The organism is Vibrio sp. 2096 (genome assembly GCF_033339595.1).
In the GTDB taxonomy this organism is placed as follows: Bacteria; Pseudomonadota; Gammaproteobacteria; order Enterobacterales; family Vibrionaceae; genus Vibrio; species Vibrio alginolyticus.
In genome coordinates this window covers 223859-239297 of record NZ_JAWOUX010000006.1, presented here as the reverse complement: position 1 = coordinate 239297, position 15439 = coordinate 223859, and the positions used below count along the sequence as shown (strand labels likewise).

Here is a 15439-nt window from a genome sequence, read left to right as displayed (position 1 = left end):
AAATTCCGTCTACACAAGCACAAAAGTAACCAGAATTTTAACCTTGTTTCGATTGCCATCATATTGTTGGATTTTCATCAACAATTTCAGTTAAAACCAACTGATTAAACCAGTCATATTCTCTGTTGTATTGATTACTTATCATACAAAAATTTAACAAAATTAATTTTTATACATTTTTATTGCATAAAAAATCCTTTTGAGTAATATAAATGCCAAGTGACAATTAATGCGGTATGTCAGCATGACTATTCAGGTAAGCGGAATCAATAAATCCTACGGTGAGACACAAGTGCTTCACGATGTCAGCTTTAAGTGTGAAAGCGGCGAAACACTGGTGTTACTCGGTCCGAGTGGTGCAGGGAAGACCTCTCTACTACGTGTTCTTAACCTTCTTGAAGGAGCGGATAACGGCCAGTTAAACATCGCTAATGACGCATTCGACTTTTCAACTGAAATCAAAGAGAAGCAAGGTTTAGCGCTTCGTCGTAAAGTGGGCATGGTGTTCCAACAGTACAACCTATGGCCGCATATGACAGTGATGGAGAACCTGATTGAGGCTCCGGTAAAAGTCGCTGGCATGGATAAAGAAGAAGCGAAGAAGCTGGCAATGCAAATTCTTGCGACGCTGCATTTGGCAGACAAAGCGGATGCATGGCCGATGCAACTTTCTGGTGGTCAGCAACAACGTGTGGCGATTGCTCGTGCATTGATGATGAAACCGGAAGTCTTGCTTTTTGATGAACCGACCGCTGCGCTTGATCCGGAAATTACTAACCAAGTCGTTAAGATTATTAAAAATTTAAGCGAAACCGGAATTACACAAGTAGTTGTGACGCACGAAGTGGATTTCGCCAAGAAAATCGCTAGTCACGTACTGTATTTAGAAAAAGGACACATCGTTGAGCACGGCACAAATGATTCGTTTTCTAACCCGCAAACTGCCCAGTTTGCTGACTACTTAAATCACTAAATCACGTTTTTAAAGTTCAGTCTATTTAACAGATAAGCTCGGCTGTCATTGCGAGTGTCAGCCCACTAAGTACACACGGAGTATTGCAATGAAAAAGATTCTACTAGCTTCACTAATCGGACTTGTCTCAGCGAACGCAGCAGCACAAGAAGAGATCAAATTTGCGATGGAAGCGACGTACGCCCCATTCGAATACATGGATGAAAACAACCAAATCCAAGGTTTTGATGTGGATCTGGCGAATGCACTATGTAAAGAAATCGAAGCAAAATGCACCTTCCACAACCAATCTTTCGATAGCTTGATCCCAGCATTAAAATTCAAGCGCTACGATGCGGCAATCTCTGCAATGGACATTACTGAGGCGCGTTTGGAGCAAGTGAATTTCACGAATGCATACTATGACAACTCAGCAGCGTTTGTTTCTATCAAAGAAAAAGTGGCTGATCAAAAAGCACTAGAAGGTAAGCGTGTTGGTGTTCAAAACGGTTCAACACACCAAAGCTACCTGATTGAGCAAATGCCGGGCGTAACCGCGGTTCCTTACTCAAGCTACCAAGACGCGTTCATCGATATGAAAAATGGCCGTATTGATTCTGTATTCGGTGACACAGCAGTCGTAGCAGAATGGTTCAAGAAAGAAGACAACCTAGCTTACGTGGGTGAGCACGTCACTAACCCTAAATACTTCGGTAACGGTTTCGGTATCGCAGTAAATAAAGGTAACGACGAGCTAGTGAACAAGCTGAACACAGCACTGCAAACAGTGAAAGCGAACGGCGAATACGACGTAATCTACAACAAGTACTTCGGTAAGTAATATGGCACTAATGGGTTACTCTTTATCGCTTGTTCAAGCTAGTTGGATGACTGTCCAGCTAGCCTTCACAAGCCTTTTAGTCGGTTTGATTCTGGCAGTGGTATTCGCCAGTGGTGAAATGTCTCGCCGCGTTTTCGTTAAATGGCCAATGACGGCGTTTGTGACGATTGTACGTGGTTTGCCAGAAATCCTTGTCGTGTTGTTCATCTATTTTGGTTCGACGCAGGTTCTGTTTTTAATCACCGGCGACTTTATTGAAGTTAGCCCGTTCTTGTCTGGCGTGGTGGCGTTGTCATTGATCTTCGCTTCCTACGCTTCTCAAACTCTACGTGGCGCATTAAAAGCCGTTGGAAGAGGGCAGAGAGAAGCAGCAAGTGCACTCGGCATCAGTCAAGCACACGCTTTCGTTCGCATTGTTTTACCACAAGCAGTAAGACACGCACTACCAGGTTTAACTAACCAATGGTTGGTTCTGCTGAAAGACACCGCGCTTGTATCACTGATTGGCGTAACGGATTTGTTGAAACAAGCGCAGCTAACATCTGCAGCGACGCATGAAGCGTTTACATGGTACGCAACCGCTGCGGCGATTTACTTAGGCATTACTTTGATTACGCAACGTGCCGTAAAACTGATTGATAAGAAATTCTCAATTCAAGGTATGAGCATGGGACAGGAGGCGACCGCATGAACGAACAACACGTTTGGCAAATGCTGGATGGCTTAGGCACTAGCCTTCAATTGACCGCCGCTTCTTTGGTGGTGGGCTGTCTCTTAGCTTTGATGATGACGCTGACTCTGATCTTACGTACTCCGGGTTTGCATTGGTTAAGTCGTGGCATCATCACCTTGTTTACTGGTACACCTTTGTTGGTGCAGATCTTCTTGGTGTATTACGGTCCAGGTCAGTTTGATGTCGTAAGAGAAAGCGTATTCTGGACATGGTTAAGCCAACCTTGGTTCTGTGCGATGCTAGCACTAGCACTCAATACCGCTGCTTACAGCACTCAGTTGTTCAAAGGAGCGTTTAACGCGATTCCTTCCGGTCAATGGCAAGCGTGTCGTGCATTAGGCATGAACAAAACAGCAACACTGAAAGTGCTTCTACCATACGCTATTCGTCGTGCTGTTCCTGCTTACTCGAACGAAGTGATTTTGGTCTTCAAAGGCACGTCACTAGCAAGCACGATTACGATCATGGATCTGATGGGTTACGCGCAGCGCATTAACGCACAAACTTACGATACGTTGACGGTATTTGGTATTGCGGGCGCATTTTATTTAACGGTAAATGGTGTGCTAACTCTTATTTTCCGTCAGGTAGAGAAGAAAGCATTGGCGTTCGAAGCCGCATAAACCTTCAATCAACACTCATCATCTCGTTCCACAGTGCCTTTGCAAATGACTCTCTTGCAGGGGCATTTTTTATATTCGTTATGGCAAATCCCTCAAGTTCCACCAAACTTAATTCAATGCAATTGTATTGGTGGCACCATGGAAAGAAGACACTTTTTAGCGCTGTGGACATTGTTGTTCGCACCCTCTTTAAAAGCGACGACACCAATGCGGCCGACGCCAGCACAAACAGAAGGGCCATTTTATCCAGTAGTGGATATTCCTCTTCGTCAAAACTTGATTCTGCAATCAGAAGGCTTGGTCGGTGAACCTATCGTGTTGCAAGGCAGAGTAGTAGATACATCGGGAAACCCAGTTTCAGGCATCAAAGTAGAAATCTGGCAATGCGATGGGCAGGGGATTTACGATCATCCTAAGCAACCAAATAACGATAAGTTTGATGCGCACTTTGCTGGCTTTGGTGCAGTTTTAACTCAATCGGATGGTCACTACTTGTTTCAGACCTTGTACCCTGTACCTTATGCTTCTCGCCCACCGCACATTCACGTTAAGTTGTTGCGAGATAATCAAGAACTTCTGACCACTCAGTTGTACTTGAAAGGCAATACTGGCGATGAATGGTGGGGAGGCAAAGCCCGTGATTATCTGCAGTTTGAAACTATACGAATCGACGGGCGGTTAACGGGCCAATTTAACTTTGTGATTGGCTAGCTAATCCGGTTAAGCCATTAACTCAACCAATTGCGCCAAGCATTCTTTATCCAGTATCGGATGAGGCTCGACGCCCGTGACCAGTACAATATCTACGGAAGGCAGCGATGGCATATTGCCTAAGATCTTAAGATCCTCGCTAACGCTAATACTGCCCATCGCACCGATAGCCATGCCCGAACGTACAATCGCTCGTTGTGCGGAGGCCGTATTGCAACACGCCAGTAGTTGATAAGGAGTACCACGTTTGGTTAATCCGTCTACTGCTGCCGCATGGTATTTGCAGTCGGTTTGGAATAGGGCGAGAGGGAGAGGGTGGGCGTTCTCAATGTCAAAATCAGGATGAGCAATCCACACGCCTTTGTCGCTTGCTAGCCAGTAACCTTCCTCACTGTCCGGTGCTCTTGTCACAATAGCTGCGTCTAGCTTTCCTTCATCAAGTTTTTCTCTCAAGGTGATGCTTGGCTCACTGAAGACTTGAATTGAACATGTGGGCTCAGATTGCTGTAATACGCGGATGACTTTAGGCAGGATATTGTCGTTGTAATCCTCAGGGCAACCTAAGCGAAGAGGGCGCTTGTTTTCATAGCGCTTCACTTGTTTCAGTGCTTGATTGTGCAAGTTAACCAATAGTTCGGCGTGAGAGCGCAGTGCCAGTCCCGCTTCACTCAATACTAGGTTGCGACCTTCTTTTTCAAACAAACTGACGCTGAGTTCGTCTTCTAGCTTACGCATTTGAGCACTGAACGCGGATTGGGTGCGATTGATCTGCTTGGCTGCACGAGTGAAACTTCCCGTTTCGACAAAAGCCAGAAAGCTGCGTAACGCATCGATATCCATATCTAAAACTCATCCATCGTTTTTGTTGAAGTGTTCCATCAAAACTATCCGTTAGTCCCCTTAAATACAATCAGATATTGTGAATGGGTACTCAAAACACGAACCGCATGGAGGCGTCATGAAACTGTTTATTGCTAATCAAAACTACTCAAGCTGGTCACTTCGCGCATGGCTGATCTTTTCTCAATTCAAACTGGATGTGAAAGTCACCAAGCTCAAATTATTCACAGAAGATTTTTATAAGACCTTGGAAGATATTACACCAACCGCGAAAGTCCCTACCTTAGTGGATGGTGACGCAACAGTGTGGGATTCATTAGCGATTTTGGAATACGTTAACGAGCAATACTTACAAGGCAAAGCATGGCCAAGTAAGTCTGCAGAACGGGCTAAAGCACGCGCCATCGCATCAGAAATGCATTCGGGTTTCTTTAACTTAAGAAGCGAACTCCCAATGAACATCCGCGCACGCAGAAAAGTCGATCTAACGGAGGGGGCACGTAAAGATATTGCTCGCATTGACGCTATTTGGGCAGAGCAAGCCAAACTGTATCCCAACGGTTGGCTATTTGGAGAATGGTCGATAGCGGATGCTATGTATGCACCTGTGGCATTGCGTTTCCAAACTTACGGCATCGAGTTATCCGAAGGTGCCAAAGCTTACCAACAGAAGGTGCTAGCAAGTGAATCTTTACAGCAATGGTTGGAAGAGGCGAGCCAAGAAACGGATATCGTAGAAGAGGACGAGGCAGGGGAAGAAGTATAAGCGCATCTTGCGATCGCCTGTAGCAAGGGAAAGCATGACAAAGCACGCTTTCCTCTTCTAGGATAGTTGTAGTTTCCGGCGCGTTTAAGCTAGGTGTTCAACAATCGCTCTGCCTACGCCGTGTGCGCTCGTTGGGTTTTGACCTGTGATGACACGATCATCCACAATTACAAGCTCTTGCCATGGTTGCACTTTAGAGTAGCGCGCTGCGCCACGTGCAAGAGATTCTTCCAATAGGAATGGGATATCGTTGATGGTGCCGAAGTCGATCTCTTCTTCGCGAGTGAAACCTGTTACTGATTTAGACGCAAGCAGCTTTTCGCCATTGCTAAGCGTGATAGGAAGAAGAGCGCCCGGACCATGACAAACTGCTGCCACAATACCGCCATCTTCATAGTGTTTTGCGGAAATCTTGGCAAAATCTTCGTTGCTCGCTAGGTCTGAAAGAAGACCAAAACCACCCGGATAGAAGATCGCATCGTAGTTGTCACCGTTGATTTGTGACACTGGAATCGTGTTGTTGATGCGGTTCTGGAAATCATCATCCGCCAAAATTTTCTCGTTCACTTCGTCGCCTTCGATGTCGGTTCCGTACAGTGGTGCTTGCCCGCCTTTGATAGAGGCAATGTCGTAATCGAAGCCTGCACCCAGCAGTTCGCTAAGGGCATGAGTGAGCTCTGGCGCGTAAGTTCCGTTTGCTTGGTCAGTTTCACCTAGGGTCGCATGGTTCGTCACAATGATGAGTACTTTCTTCATGATGGTTTCCTTTTTGGCTTACGTGTATTTGTTGAACACCTTCATACTAATTGCTAATCAAATAAGTGATAATACGATTAATTGGCAAAACATTATTGCTATATAGCAAAGGTAAGTATGGACAGTTTTGAAGGCATCAATGAGTTTGTTACGGTTGCTGAGAGCTTAGGGTTTTCTGCAGCGGCAAAACAGTTAGGTTGCAGTACCAGTCACGTCAGTCGCCAAGTCACAAGACTAGAAGAGCGATTAGGTGTCGCTTTGTTAGCACGTTCGACAAGAATGGTGAGTCTAACGGAAGCGGGGCAAGCGTATTATCAACAGTGTAAAGAGTTGGTGATTGGGCTTCAGCAAGCCAATGAGCAACTCACCACGCAGCAAACTCAATTGAGTGGTACGTTACGTGTGAGTGCCGCTGGTGCGTTTTCTGAAAACCATGTAGCGCCTGCCTTGATGGCGTTTGCCAAGCAACATCCTAATCTCACGGTAGAAATCAACTTCAACACCAGCATGGTCAACTTTATTGAAGATGGTTTCGATTTTGCCATTCGTTACGGTAGGTTGAGTGATTCAGGCTTGGTTGCGAGAAAGCTGGTGGATCGTCCCATGGCAGCGGCAGCCAGTCAGCGTTATCTCGATGAACATGGTTTGCCAACGCACCCCGAGCAACTCAAGCGTCATAGCTGCATTATTGCCAACAAAGACGTTTGGTTGTTTGAAAAAGATGGCAAGCCTTTAGATGGCGTAAAAGTGCAGGGCAGATGGAAGAGCAATAACGCACACACGGTCTTGCAAGCCTGTGCAGAAGGATTAGGTGTGGCGTACTTACCGAAGAGTAGTTTCAACGATGCTATTTCGTCTGGTCGTTTGGTGCCAATACTAGAGCCGTATTGGGGAAGCGGCAACAGCAGCTGGATTGTTTATCAGAATCGTCACTTTCTACCACTACGAGCGCGATTGGCTATCGACTTCTTGCTTGATCATTTTGTCGATTGGCAGGAGTAATGAGGCTCTGCCAATCGGTTTGTTTATCCATTTGTTAGATCGTCAACATACTAACGTATCTACATGTTTTGATAGCTCGGTCCACCGCCACCTTCTGGTGCTTTCCACGTGATGTTTTGCGAAGGATCTTTGATGTCACAGGTTTTGCAATGCACGCAGTTGGCGGCATTTATCTGAAACTTCAACTTATTGTCCACTTCCACCACTTCGTAAACCCCAGCGGGGCAATAGCGCTGACTCGGTTCGTCATACATACCTAAATTCACATCAATTGGAATGTGAGGGTAAGTCAGAACAAGGTGACAAGGTTGATTCTCTTCGTGCTGTGTTCCCGACAAAAATACCGACGAAGGCTTATCAAAACTGATTTCACCATCTGGTTTTGGGTATGCAATTGGGTGGCACTCTTGTTTAGGTTTTAACTGCTCATGATCGTGCGAATAGTCCTTGATAGACCAAGGTAACGGCTTCTTAACCAGTGGTTGCCACAGGTTGTGTTCAAAAGTCGAAAGAGCACCGCCAAGTATGCTGCCCAACTTATGAATGTTCGCGCCAAAGTTACGCGTTTCGGCGAGTTCGTCATACAACCATGATGATTCAAACAACGACTGGTAGTCTGGCTCAGAAGCTCCAGTTTGTCGGGCCGTATGTACCGCTTCTGCTGCAATGATTCCGGATTTCATTGCTGTGTGGCTGCCTTTAATTTTTGCGACGTTCAAAGTCCCCGCATCACAACCAATCAATAAACCGCCAGGGAATTGCTGTCTCGGCAGAGAGGAAAGCCCACCTTTCGCAATGGCTCTTGCGCCGTAAGCGATGCGCTGAGCACCTTTCAAATGTGTTTCAATAGCAGGATGGTGCTTAAAGCGTTGAAATTCGTCAAACGGACTCAAGTAAGGATTGCTGTAATTCAAGTCGACAATAAGCCCGACGGCGATTTGGTTGTTCTCCATGTGATAGAGAAAACCGCCGCCTGTGGTATTTGTTTCACTCAAGGGCCAGCCAGCGGAGTGGATAACACTGCCAGATACATCCTTACTGTCAGTGGGTAACTCCCATATTTCTTTTAGGCCAAGCGCGTAGTGCTGTGGTTGCTTTCCTGCGTCTAGGTCGAACCTTTGAATAAGTTCTTTACCCAGATGTCCGCGACAACCTTCAGCAAAAAGGGTGTATTTTGCCCTTAGCTCGATACCTGGTTCAAAGTTAGGTTTGGCCTGGCCGTTCTTATCTAGTCCCATATCGCTCGTGTTAATGCTTGTCACGGCGCCAGTCTGATCATAATTGATGCTTGCAGCGGCAAAGCCCGGAAAAACTTCCACCCCAAGATTTTCTGCTTGGTTAGCGAGCCAACGGCAAAGGTTGGCAAGGCTAATTACGTAATTATTCTCGCCATTTATCATTGGACGCGGTGTAAGGAAGTGGGGAACGCGAATATGGTTTTGTTCAGTAGTAAGATAAAGGAAATCATCTCGTTGAACTGAGGCTGCTAGCGGGGCGTCCATTTCTTTCCAATTGGGGAAAAGCTCATCTAAGGCACTAGTTTCAAAAACAGCGCCAGATAAAATATGTGCGCCCACTTCTGAGCCTTTTTCTACAACGCAAATTGAAAGTGCGTCACCTTCACTGTCTTGGTTGAGTTGAGCTAGCCGACAAGCGGCGCTTAAGCCTGCAGGTCCGGCCCCCACGATCACGACATCAAACTCCATGCATTCTCGTTCCATCTTTATGCTTCCTTTCTATTATCGTCATCTGCGTGACAGGTTTTGGTTTCTATACAGAAAACTATAGCTCAGTTGACGTTAACGTGAAGTGGACTAAGCTCAAGTAATGGATCTGACGTGTTATATGAGGCATGACCATGGAAGACCGACCATTAGTAACACTTGTGCTCGCAGAGCATGACAACCAATCGTTGGCTGTAGGGACGCTGTGTGCAATTAAAGCGGCATTTGAGATTAAGGATGATGATAAATCGCTTCCTGTTTCTGTGTTGCTTATTGGTTATCAGTGCCAATCAGTTTTGGATGAGTTGAATTGTGTTCAAGGTGTTGCAGAAATTATCTGGGTTGATGCGAAGGGATATGAACATGGATTAGCGGAAAATATCGCACCTTTGATCTCACAAGTAGCCAAAAACTACTCACACATTCTTTCTCCTGCCAGTACATTTGGTAAGAATGTGATGCCTCGTGTGGCGGCGTTGCTTAATGTTGGTCAACTTTCTGACGTGATGACAATCGAGTCTATCGATACGGTGATTCGTCCAATTTATGCTGGAAATGCATTGGCGAGAGTCACGTCGAATGATCCCTATAAAGTGATGACCATAAGAAGTACGGCTTTTGATGCCGCAGAGCTATCTGACACGCCAGTTGTCCCTAAGCTTACTCAAGTCGACACGGTGATTATCAATAAACTTAGTGAGTTTGTTTCGCAACAAACGCCAGAAAGTGAGCGACCAGAATTGCCAGCGGCTAGAGTAGTAGTGTCGGGTGGTCGTGCATTCGGGAGTAAAGAGAAGTTTGTTTTAGTAGAACAATTGGCTGACAAGCTAGGTGGAGCGGTAGGGGCGTCACGAGCGGCGGTCGATGCGGGCTATGTGTCTAATGACCATCAAGTTGGGCAAACCGGCAAAATTGTTGCACCGGAGTTATACATTGCCGTCGGAATTTCTGGCGCGATCCAGCATTTGGCGGGAATGAAAGATTCCAAGGTGATTGTTGCAATTAATAGCGACCCTGATGCGCCTATTTTTGACATTGCAGATTATGGATTGGTCGACGATTTGTTTGTGGTAATGCCTGAGCTGTTAGAGAAGCTGTAGATATAGTCTTGCTTCCTAAAACAAAAGGCTTCCGGACTGGAAGCCTTTATCATTTGATTTTTATAAGTTACTTTTCGCTCGGACGTTGCAGGTGCTCTGCAAGTACTTTTGTAAACCTTGCAGCTTCACCACCAGTACAAGCGCGATGATCAAACGTTACGGATAGCGGCATTGCTTTCACCGAAATTGCTTGACCATTTCTTATCACAACTCGGTCGAGTATTCGGCCCGCGCCGACAATAGCGACTTGTGGCGGTGTGACGACAGGTGTCGCGTAAATACCGGCAATCGCGCCGAAGTTGGAAAGCGTAATCGTCGCGTGTTGCAATTGCTCACGACCGATTTTTCTCTCTCTGATCCCTTCAACGGTTTGATCGAGCCAACGACGAACATCTTGTGGCTCGTATTCATCTGCGTGGCGCAAGACTGGCACGTACAATCCATGACGGCTATCTACTGCAATTCCTACATTGACCGTTGTGTGTACACAGCGTGTCATGGTTTCGGCATCAAACCAAGCGTTTAAAGCGGGCTCTTCTTGACACGCATGAACAATCGCTTGAACAAGGCGGATACTGATATCTTCGTTTGGCAGCCAATCTTCCAACAATGCTTCTTCCGTAATGGTTACGGCAGCAACATGTTCGTGCGATTCGGTCATAGACGATACCATGGTACGTCGAGCGCCTTTCAAAACTTCGGTGCCTGGACGCTGTTTTCCGGCTTCGTCGTAAATATCGGCATCTACGATAAGTCCGTTCGGGCCACTACCTGACACAAGGTTAAGATCTACCCCAAGTTTTTGTGCCAACAAGCGAGCCGAAGGCAGGGCGGTAACGAGGTTACTTTCTGTCGTGTTGTGGTTGCCACCAATCCAGAAATCATCAACGTTAACATGATGCGCTTGGTGAGAAACGCTACCGACGACGGTTGCGGCGTCAGCAGTGGCTTTTTTCTCTGCTGTTACTTCTCTCCCGGCACCTGTTTCATCAATCTCTAGCAGTAATGCACCAATATTGACGATTTCACCTTCCTCACCATGACGGCTGACCACACGGCCCGAATAGGGGGCAGGGACGTCGACCGTCGCTTTTGCTGTCTCTACGGTTAAGATCACTTGATCTAATTTAACCATGTCTCCGACATTAACGTGCCATTTCACAATTTCTGACTCAGCGAGACCTTCACCGAGATCGGGTAAATTAAACGTCTTCATTTCCAATCCTCCACGAGTTCGCGCGCCGCGGTCACAATGTCTTCTTCCTGAACCATGAAATAATCTTCGTTACGGTAATAAGGCATAATGGTGTCCATTCCAGTTACTCGTTTAGGTGGGGCTTTAAGTAAGCACATGGCGTGTTCAGCGGTTCGAGCTAATAGCTCAGATCCCACACCACAAGTTTTACTCGCTTCATGAACAACGAGTAAACGTCCAGTTTTTTCTAGTGAGCTGAAAATCGTCGCGGTATCAATTGGCTTAATACTCGCCAAATCAATCACCTCGACTTCAATTCCCTGACTAGACAAGGTTTGCGCGGCCTGAAGTGACTCTACGACGCATGCGCCCCAAGTAACGAGCGTGATATCTCGCCCCTTGCGTAAGGTGAAGCAGGTGTCGAGTGGGAGTGCTTCGCCGTTATCAACGACTTCAGATTTAACGGTGCGATATATGCGCTTCGGTTCGAAGAACATGACGGGATCATTGCTTCTAATTGCAGCGAGAAGTAAGCCGTATGCGCGTTGTGGAGAAGAAGGAATCACCACTTTAAATCCAGCAGTGTGAGCAAATAACGCTTCCACGCTTTCTGAGTGGTGTTCCGGAGCGTGGATACCGCCGCCAAATGGCGCACGGAAAACCGCGGGACAAGTGAGCCGACCGCGAGTTCTGTTACGCATTCGAGCCGCGTGGCACATTAAGTGCTCCATCGCAGGAAAAACGAAACCTTGAAACTGAAATTCGGCGACAGGTCGTAATCCTTGCGTTGCCATACCGACCGCAACCCCGCCGATTAAGGCTTCAGCGAGTGGCGTATCGATGACTCGTTTAAGACCAAACTCTTGCTTGAGTCCAACAGTGGCACGAAATACACCACCATTATCGCCCACGTCTTCACCTAATACGACAACATTGGGGTCTTGTTGCATTTCGTGGTGCAGGGCAAGGTTTACTGCTTCAACCAACGTTAGCTCAGCCATGTCTGCCTCCCTGCATTCTCATTGCCTTGTTGATGAGTTCATCTCTTTGTGCATGAAGCTCTTGAGGTAGCGATTCATACAAATAATCGAAACCGGTTTCTGGTGCTTGTGGCGGTAAGCTCAGATAGCGTTCAACAGCTAACTCTACTTGCTCTTTACAGTAATCTAGCCATTGCTGTTCTTGTTCGTCGCTCCAAGCGCCTTGATTAAGGAGATACGTTTTAAGACGTGCGATAGGTTCGTATTGCCATGCGGTTTGAACATCATCTTCTTTACGATAACGAGTCGCATCATCGGCCGTAGTGTGGTCACTCAGTCGGTAACTCACCGCTTCGATGAGTGTTGCGCCTTTCCCTTTTCTTGCTCTCTCAAGGGCGGTTTTAGTTGCATCATAAACGGCGACGACATCGTTACCATCGACAGTAATACCCGGTATACCTGCACCTTGCGCTTTTTCTGATAAGAAATCGGCGGCACATTGGAGACTACGCGGCACTGAAATTGCCCACTGGTTATTGTTTACGACGAAAACAAGTGGAATATTCCAAGTACCTGCGCAGTTTATTGACTCAAGAAAGTCCCCTTTGGATGTACCACCATCGCCGCACATGACTAGCGCAGCTTCATGGTTACCTTGAATTTTTAGCGCGGAAGCCACCCCGACAGCATGCGTACATTGCGTCGCTATGGGTACACAGTAGGGAAGGTCTCGGCTAGGAACCGGACTGCCCTCAGGAGCAAAATCACTCCCGCGCTCATCGCCCCCCCAGTATTGAAGGTTCTTTTCCATGCCAATGCCACGACACCACATCGCAGGCATATCGCGGTAGTAAGGGACAAAAACATCATCGGCTTTAAGTGCTCTGCCTACCGCAATGCCTATGGCTTCCGCGCCTAAGTGTGAGGGATAGGTCCCTAGCTTACCGGTGCGTTGCAAGGCAACTGCTTTGTTGTCGTAAGTGCGAGTTAATACCATGTCTCGGTAAAACCCGACCAATGTTTCAGTGTCAGCCCAGTTGGGTAGTTGGCCGACTAGGTCCCCACGATGGTCGATAAACCGATGCATGGGTAATGCCTGAACGTTCATCTCAAGCTCCTTTTGACGCTGCGGGTCTTTTGGACTGCAGCTATTCATACAAAACCAGAGTTTGTATGGGTACTCAAACTCTGATATCAGCGCAAAGGCCATACCTAAGGTTGCGTGTGCTTTCGATAGCGGTAGGCATCTGTTCGTCCCTTAAACTATTTGTCGATAACATCGCTGCGATTATTTCACCGCAAGATACAGAGAAAGGCTTTTCTGTATCTAACCCTCTAACTAAATCGTGGTATAGCCAGATACAATAAGTGTAAACAAATTGTTAAATTATGCTTCATTTTGACTTTCGCTCAGTAGTAAAGTTTTGCTTACACCCTGATTTTGCAGAGTAATATGCTGCTATTTTGTTGGTAGCATTTTTAAACTCGAATTTAATTACTGGTTAATGAAACATATTTGCAACAAAATTTGGCTGTAAAATTTGACAAAGTGAGTCATTATTAATGAATCAACTCAAACAGTTGCTATATGATGAATTGCAAATTTTTGTTGTGCTCGAAGCCTCGACCTTATGAGAATGCATAACTTCTTCCCAACTGAGTGGAATCAAGGTAGGGTGACGGCATTACAAATGTATACCCTCGGCAGTCCTTGAGCTTATCCAAAGTAGGTGGTGCTCAAGCGGAAGTGATTATGGAGAAGTTATGTACCACGCTCATGTTTATTTTCCCCTAAGAGAACAAGATAAAGCGCAAGCCTTGAACGAGATCATCCGTCAAGAGCGTCAAGATGTGCTGCGTGTGTTTCCATTAGTTGGAAGGTTAGTTGGCCCACACAAGATGCCGATGTTTGAAATTCACCTAGAATCATTGAGTGAAGAGTTCTTGGCGTGGCTTGATACGATTCGAGGCGATTTTTCTGTGCTTATTCACCCAGTAAGCGAAGAAGAGTTGCTCGATCACACAGAACGCGCGATTTGGTTGGGCAGAGAGATTGGTGTATTTGAAGAAAAGTTAGAGAAATAGTTGCCTTCTCGCCCATGCATGACCGCTTTGAATCCTTCTCTTCTCATTGCGGTCACAGCTTCTGCTTAACGCCTCATCTTCATTGATGGGTGCGGAATCCCTCTCTTACGCTTTGCTGTAGTTATTTTTGTGCTAAACCTAAAAGTAGGCTTTCGAACTTCACGCACAAAGCGTGAAAATGTTGCTGTTTAGCATGCCATTAAATGAATTTTGGTGGTAATAAAATAATAAGTCTTTGATAAATCAAATAGGTATAGCAGGGAAGTGCAGTTTACGACCCCAACGCCATTGGCAGTGGCGCCGATAATTTATGAGGGGGAAGGGTATGTTTTCAATACTCTTGGTTATACTTGCACTCTATATATTTTGGCTGTTGTTTCGCAACGGGCCTGCGTTTGCCGGGCGTACCGCTCAAAAAAAACGTGACTGGGTTGGGCCTACCGCCAACAAAGAAGAGTGGCGAGGATTTTGTACGGATGTATTTCAGCCGTTCAGTTCTCAAACGACTTTCTACGCCATTGCTTATTTTGCCAATTACGTAGCAGCAGCGAACGCAATATCTTGGTCAACGATATACGAAGGCGATTATCCGGTCATCATAAGCCGATTTGGTAGCTACTTCATTTTAAGCACGCATGATGCACTGGTCGTAGCTGGGTTTATTGCGCTTGCTTTCTTTATCATTAATTGGCAACTTGCCATGCGCTGCTCTGGTATTCTTAGCCAGTATCTAGTGCGGATTCTTATTATTAATCAAAAGCGCTTTGTCGCGATTAGCTTGGTGTTTTGCAGCTACTTTTCGTACCTACTGACGCTTGGTATATTCTGGCTGTTCCATGATGGGTATTCAATCTGGCATGGATTAATGCTTAGCCCCGTGTTCCTGTTGTTAGCTTTATTGGTAGCGGTTGTTGTGCCATCTGCAAAAAGAGAAAATAGTGTACCTAAGTAATCCCGAGATGGTTTGTTCAGCGGGAATAGTTTGGCTTGTAGACTAGGTGGTGATGTAAAGGACTAGCGAGTCTAAATCACGAAGCGGTAACAAAGTATACGAGCCGAGATCTTTACTTCATCAGATATTTGGATGGCTTTGGGGCGTTTACTTAAGCAAGGTAGGCTGCACTTTTAACT

At 46.2% G+C, this 15439-nt stretch carries 17 protein-coding genes; 11 read left to right on the top strand and 6 right to left on the bottom strand.

Translation table 11 applies throughout. From position 1 onward, the window contains the following. Positions 1-244 precede the first annotated feature (244 nt). The 5 genes from artP to R7Q41_RS14015 all read left to right on the top strand — a co-directional run bounded on the left by artP (position 245) and on the right by R7Q41_RS14015 (position 3860). Complete coding sequence (gene artP, locus R7Q41_RS14035) at positions 245-973, top strand: arginine ABC transporter ATP-binding protein ArtP (protein ID WP_155489438.1); 729 nt, start codon at positions 245-247, stop codon at positions 971-973. An 88-nt stretch (positions 974-1061) separates the two neighbouring features. Further along, positions 1062-1793, top strand: a complete 732-nt coding sequence (locus tag R7Q41_RS14030) for a lysine/arginine/ornithine ABC transporter substrate-binding protein (RefSeq protein ID WP_054576777.1) — start codon at positions 1062-1064, stop codon at positions 1791-1793. Between the two features lies 1 nt (position 1794). Further along, entirely contained in the window at positions 1795-2484 is a 690-nt protein-coding gene (gene artQ / locus R7Q41_RS14025; RefSeq protein WP_206949043.1) for an arginine ABC transporter permease ArtQ, read from the top strand. After that, a complete protein-coding gene (gene artM / locus R7Q41_RS14020) occupies positions 2481-3149 on the top strand; it encodes an arginine ABC transporter permease ArtM (protein ID WP_009696340.1) in 669 nt (222 codons plus the stop codon). Before artQ ends, artM begins: the two co-directional genes overlap by 4 nt. Before the next feature lie 138 nt (positions 3150-3287). Then, positions 3288-3860 carry a protocatechuate 3,4-dioxygenase gene (locus R7Q41_RS14015; protein ID WP_104976564.1) on the top strand — a complete coding sequence of 191 codons (573 nt, stop codon included), beginning with the start codon at positions 3288-3290 and terminating at the stop codon, positions 3858-3860. Positions 3861-3869: 9 nt separating this feature from the next. On the opposite strand, the gene R7Q41_RS14010 is transcribed toward R7Q41_RS14015, so the two are convergent. After that, complete coding sequence (locus tag R7Q41_RS14010; RefSeq protein ID WP_318144535.1) at positions 3870-4700, bottom strand: LysR family transcriptional regulator; 831 nt, start codon at positions 4698-4700, stop codon at positions 3870-3872. A gap of 118 nt (positions 4701-4818) precedes the next feature. Here R7Q41_RS14010 and R7Q41_RS14005 point away from each other — a divergent pair, with 118 nt between their 5' ends. Then, on the top strand, positions 4819-5466 hold the full coding sequence (locus R7Q41_RS14005; RefSeq protein WP_017634240.1) for a glutathione S-transferase family protein: 648 nt from the start codon (positions 4819-4821) through the stop codon (positions 5464-5466). Between the two features lie 84 nt (positions 5467-5550). On the opposite strand, the gene R7Q41_RS14000 is transcribed toward R7Q41_RS14005, so the two are convergent. Beyond that, positions 5551-6222, bottom strand: coding sequence for a type 1 glutamine amidotransferase domain-containing protein (locus tag R7Q41_RS14000; protein ID WP_318144534.1), 672 nt, complete (start codon positions 6220-6222; stop codon positions 5551-5553). 117 nt (positions 6223-6339) lie between these two features. Here R7Q41_RS14000 and R7Q41_RS13995 point away from each other — a divergent pair, with 117 nt between their 5' ends. Further along, a complete protein-coding gene (locus R7Q41_RS13995) occupies positions 6340-7224 on the top strand; it encodes a LysR family transcriptional regulator (protein WP_042521059.1) in 885 nt (294 codons plus the stop codon). Between the two features lie 59 nt (positions 7225-7283). On the opposite strand, the gene R7Q41_RS13990 is transcribed toward R7Q41_RS13995, so the two are convergent. Beyond that, the gene (locus tag R7Q41_RS13990) at positions 7284-8945 is read right to left on the bottom strand and encodes an electron transfer flavoprotein-ubiquinone oxidoreductase (protein ID WP_206949041.1); all 1662 of its coding nucleotides are present in this window, start codon (positions 8943-8945) and stop codon (positions 7284-7286) included. A 137-nt stretch (positions 8946-9082) separates the two neighbouring features. On the opposite strand from R7Q41_RS13990, the gene R7Q41_RS13985 reads away from it, so the two are divergent. Then, positions 9083-10048, top strand: a complete 966-nt coding sequence (locus tag R7Q41_RS13985; protein ID WP_318144533.1) for an electron transfer flavoprotein subunit alpha/FixB family protein — start codon at positions 9083-9085, stop codon at positions 10046-10048. Between the two features lie 67 nt (positions 10049-10115). Here the strand turns inward: R7Q41_RS13985 and R7Q41_RS13980 are convergent, their stop codons facing one another. Genes R7Q41_RS13980 through pdhA form a run of 3 tightly spaced genes read right to left on the bottom strand, consistent with a single transcriptional unit; the run spans position 10116 to position 13331 of the window. Further along, complete coding sequence (locus tag R7Q41_RS13980) at positions 10116-11264, bottom strand: dihydrolipoamide acetyltransferase family protein (RefSeq protein ID WP_005375831.1); 1149 nt, start codon at positions 11262-11264, stop codon at positions 10116-10118. After that, positions 11261-12244 (bottom strand): alpha-ketoacid dehydrogenase subunit beta, encoded by a 984-nt coding sequence (locus R7Q41_RS13975; RefSeq protein ID WP_017634235.1) that lies wholly within the window; start codon positions 12242-12244, stop codon positions 11261-11263. Before R7Q41_RS13975 ends, R7Q41_RS13980 begins: the two co-directional genes overlap by 4 nt. Next, positions 12237-13331, bottom strand: a complete 1095-nt coding sequence (gene pdhA / locus R7Q41_RS13970) for a pyruvate dehydrogenase (acetyl-transferring) E1 component subunit alpha (protein WP_025998586.1) — start codon at positions 13329-13331, stop codon at positions 12237-12239. The genes R7Q41_RS13975 and pdhA overlap by 8 nt, the downstream gene beginning before the upstream one ends. Positions 13332-13396: 65 nt before the next feature. Here pdhA and R7Q41_RS13965 point away from each other — a divergent pair, with 65 nt between their 5' ends. The 3 genes from R7Q41_RS13965 to R7Q41_RS13955 all read left to right on the top strand — a co-directional run bounded on the left by R7Q41_RS13965 (position 13397) and on the right by R7Q41_RS13955 (position 15260). Continuing rightward, on the top strand, positions 13397-13591 hold the full coding sequence (locus R7Q41_RS13965; protein ID WP_152560954.1) for a hypothetical protein: 195 nt from the start codon (positions 13397-13399) through the stop codon (positions 13589-13591). A gap of 396 nt (positions 13592-13987) precedes the next feature. Beyond that, positions 13988-14308 (top strand): DOPA 4,5-dioxygenase family protein, encoded by a 321-nt coding sequence (locus R7Q41_RS13960; protein WP_005375836.1) that lies wholly within the window; start codon positions 13988-13990, stop codon positions 14306-14308. 325 nt (positions 14309-14633) lie between these two features. Further along, positions 14634-15260, top strand: coding sequence for a hypothetical protein (locus R7Q41_RS13955; protein ID WP_154203902.1), 627 nt, complete (start codon positions 14634-14636; stop codon positions 15258-15260). The last annotated feature ends 179 nt before the right edge of the window (positions 15261-15439 follow it).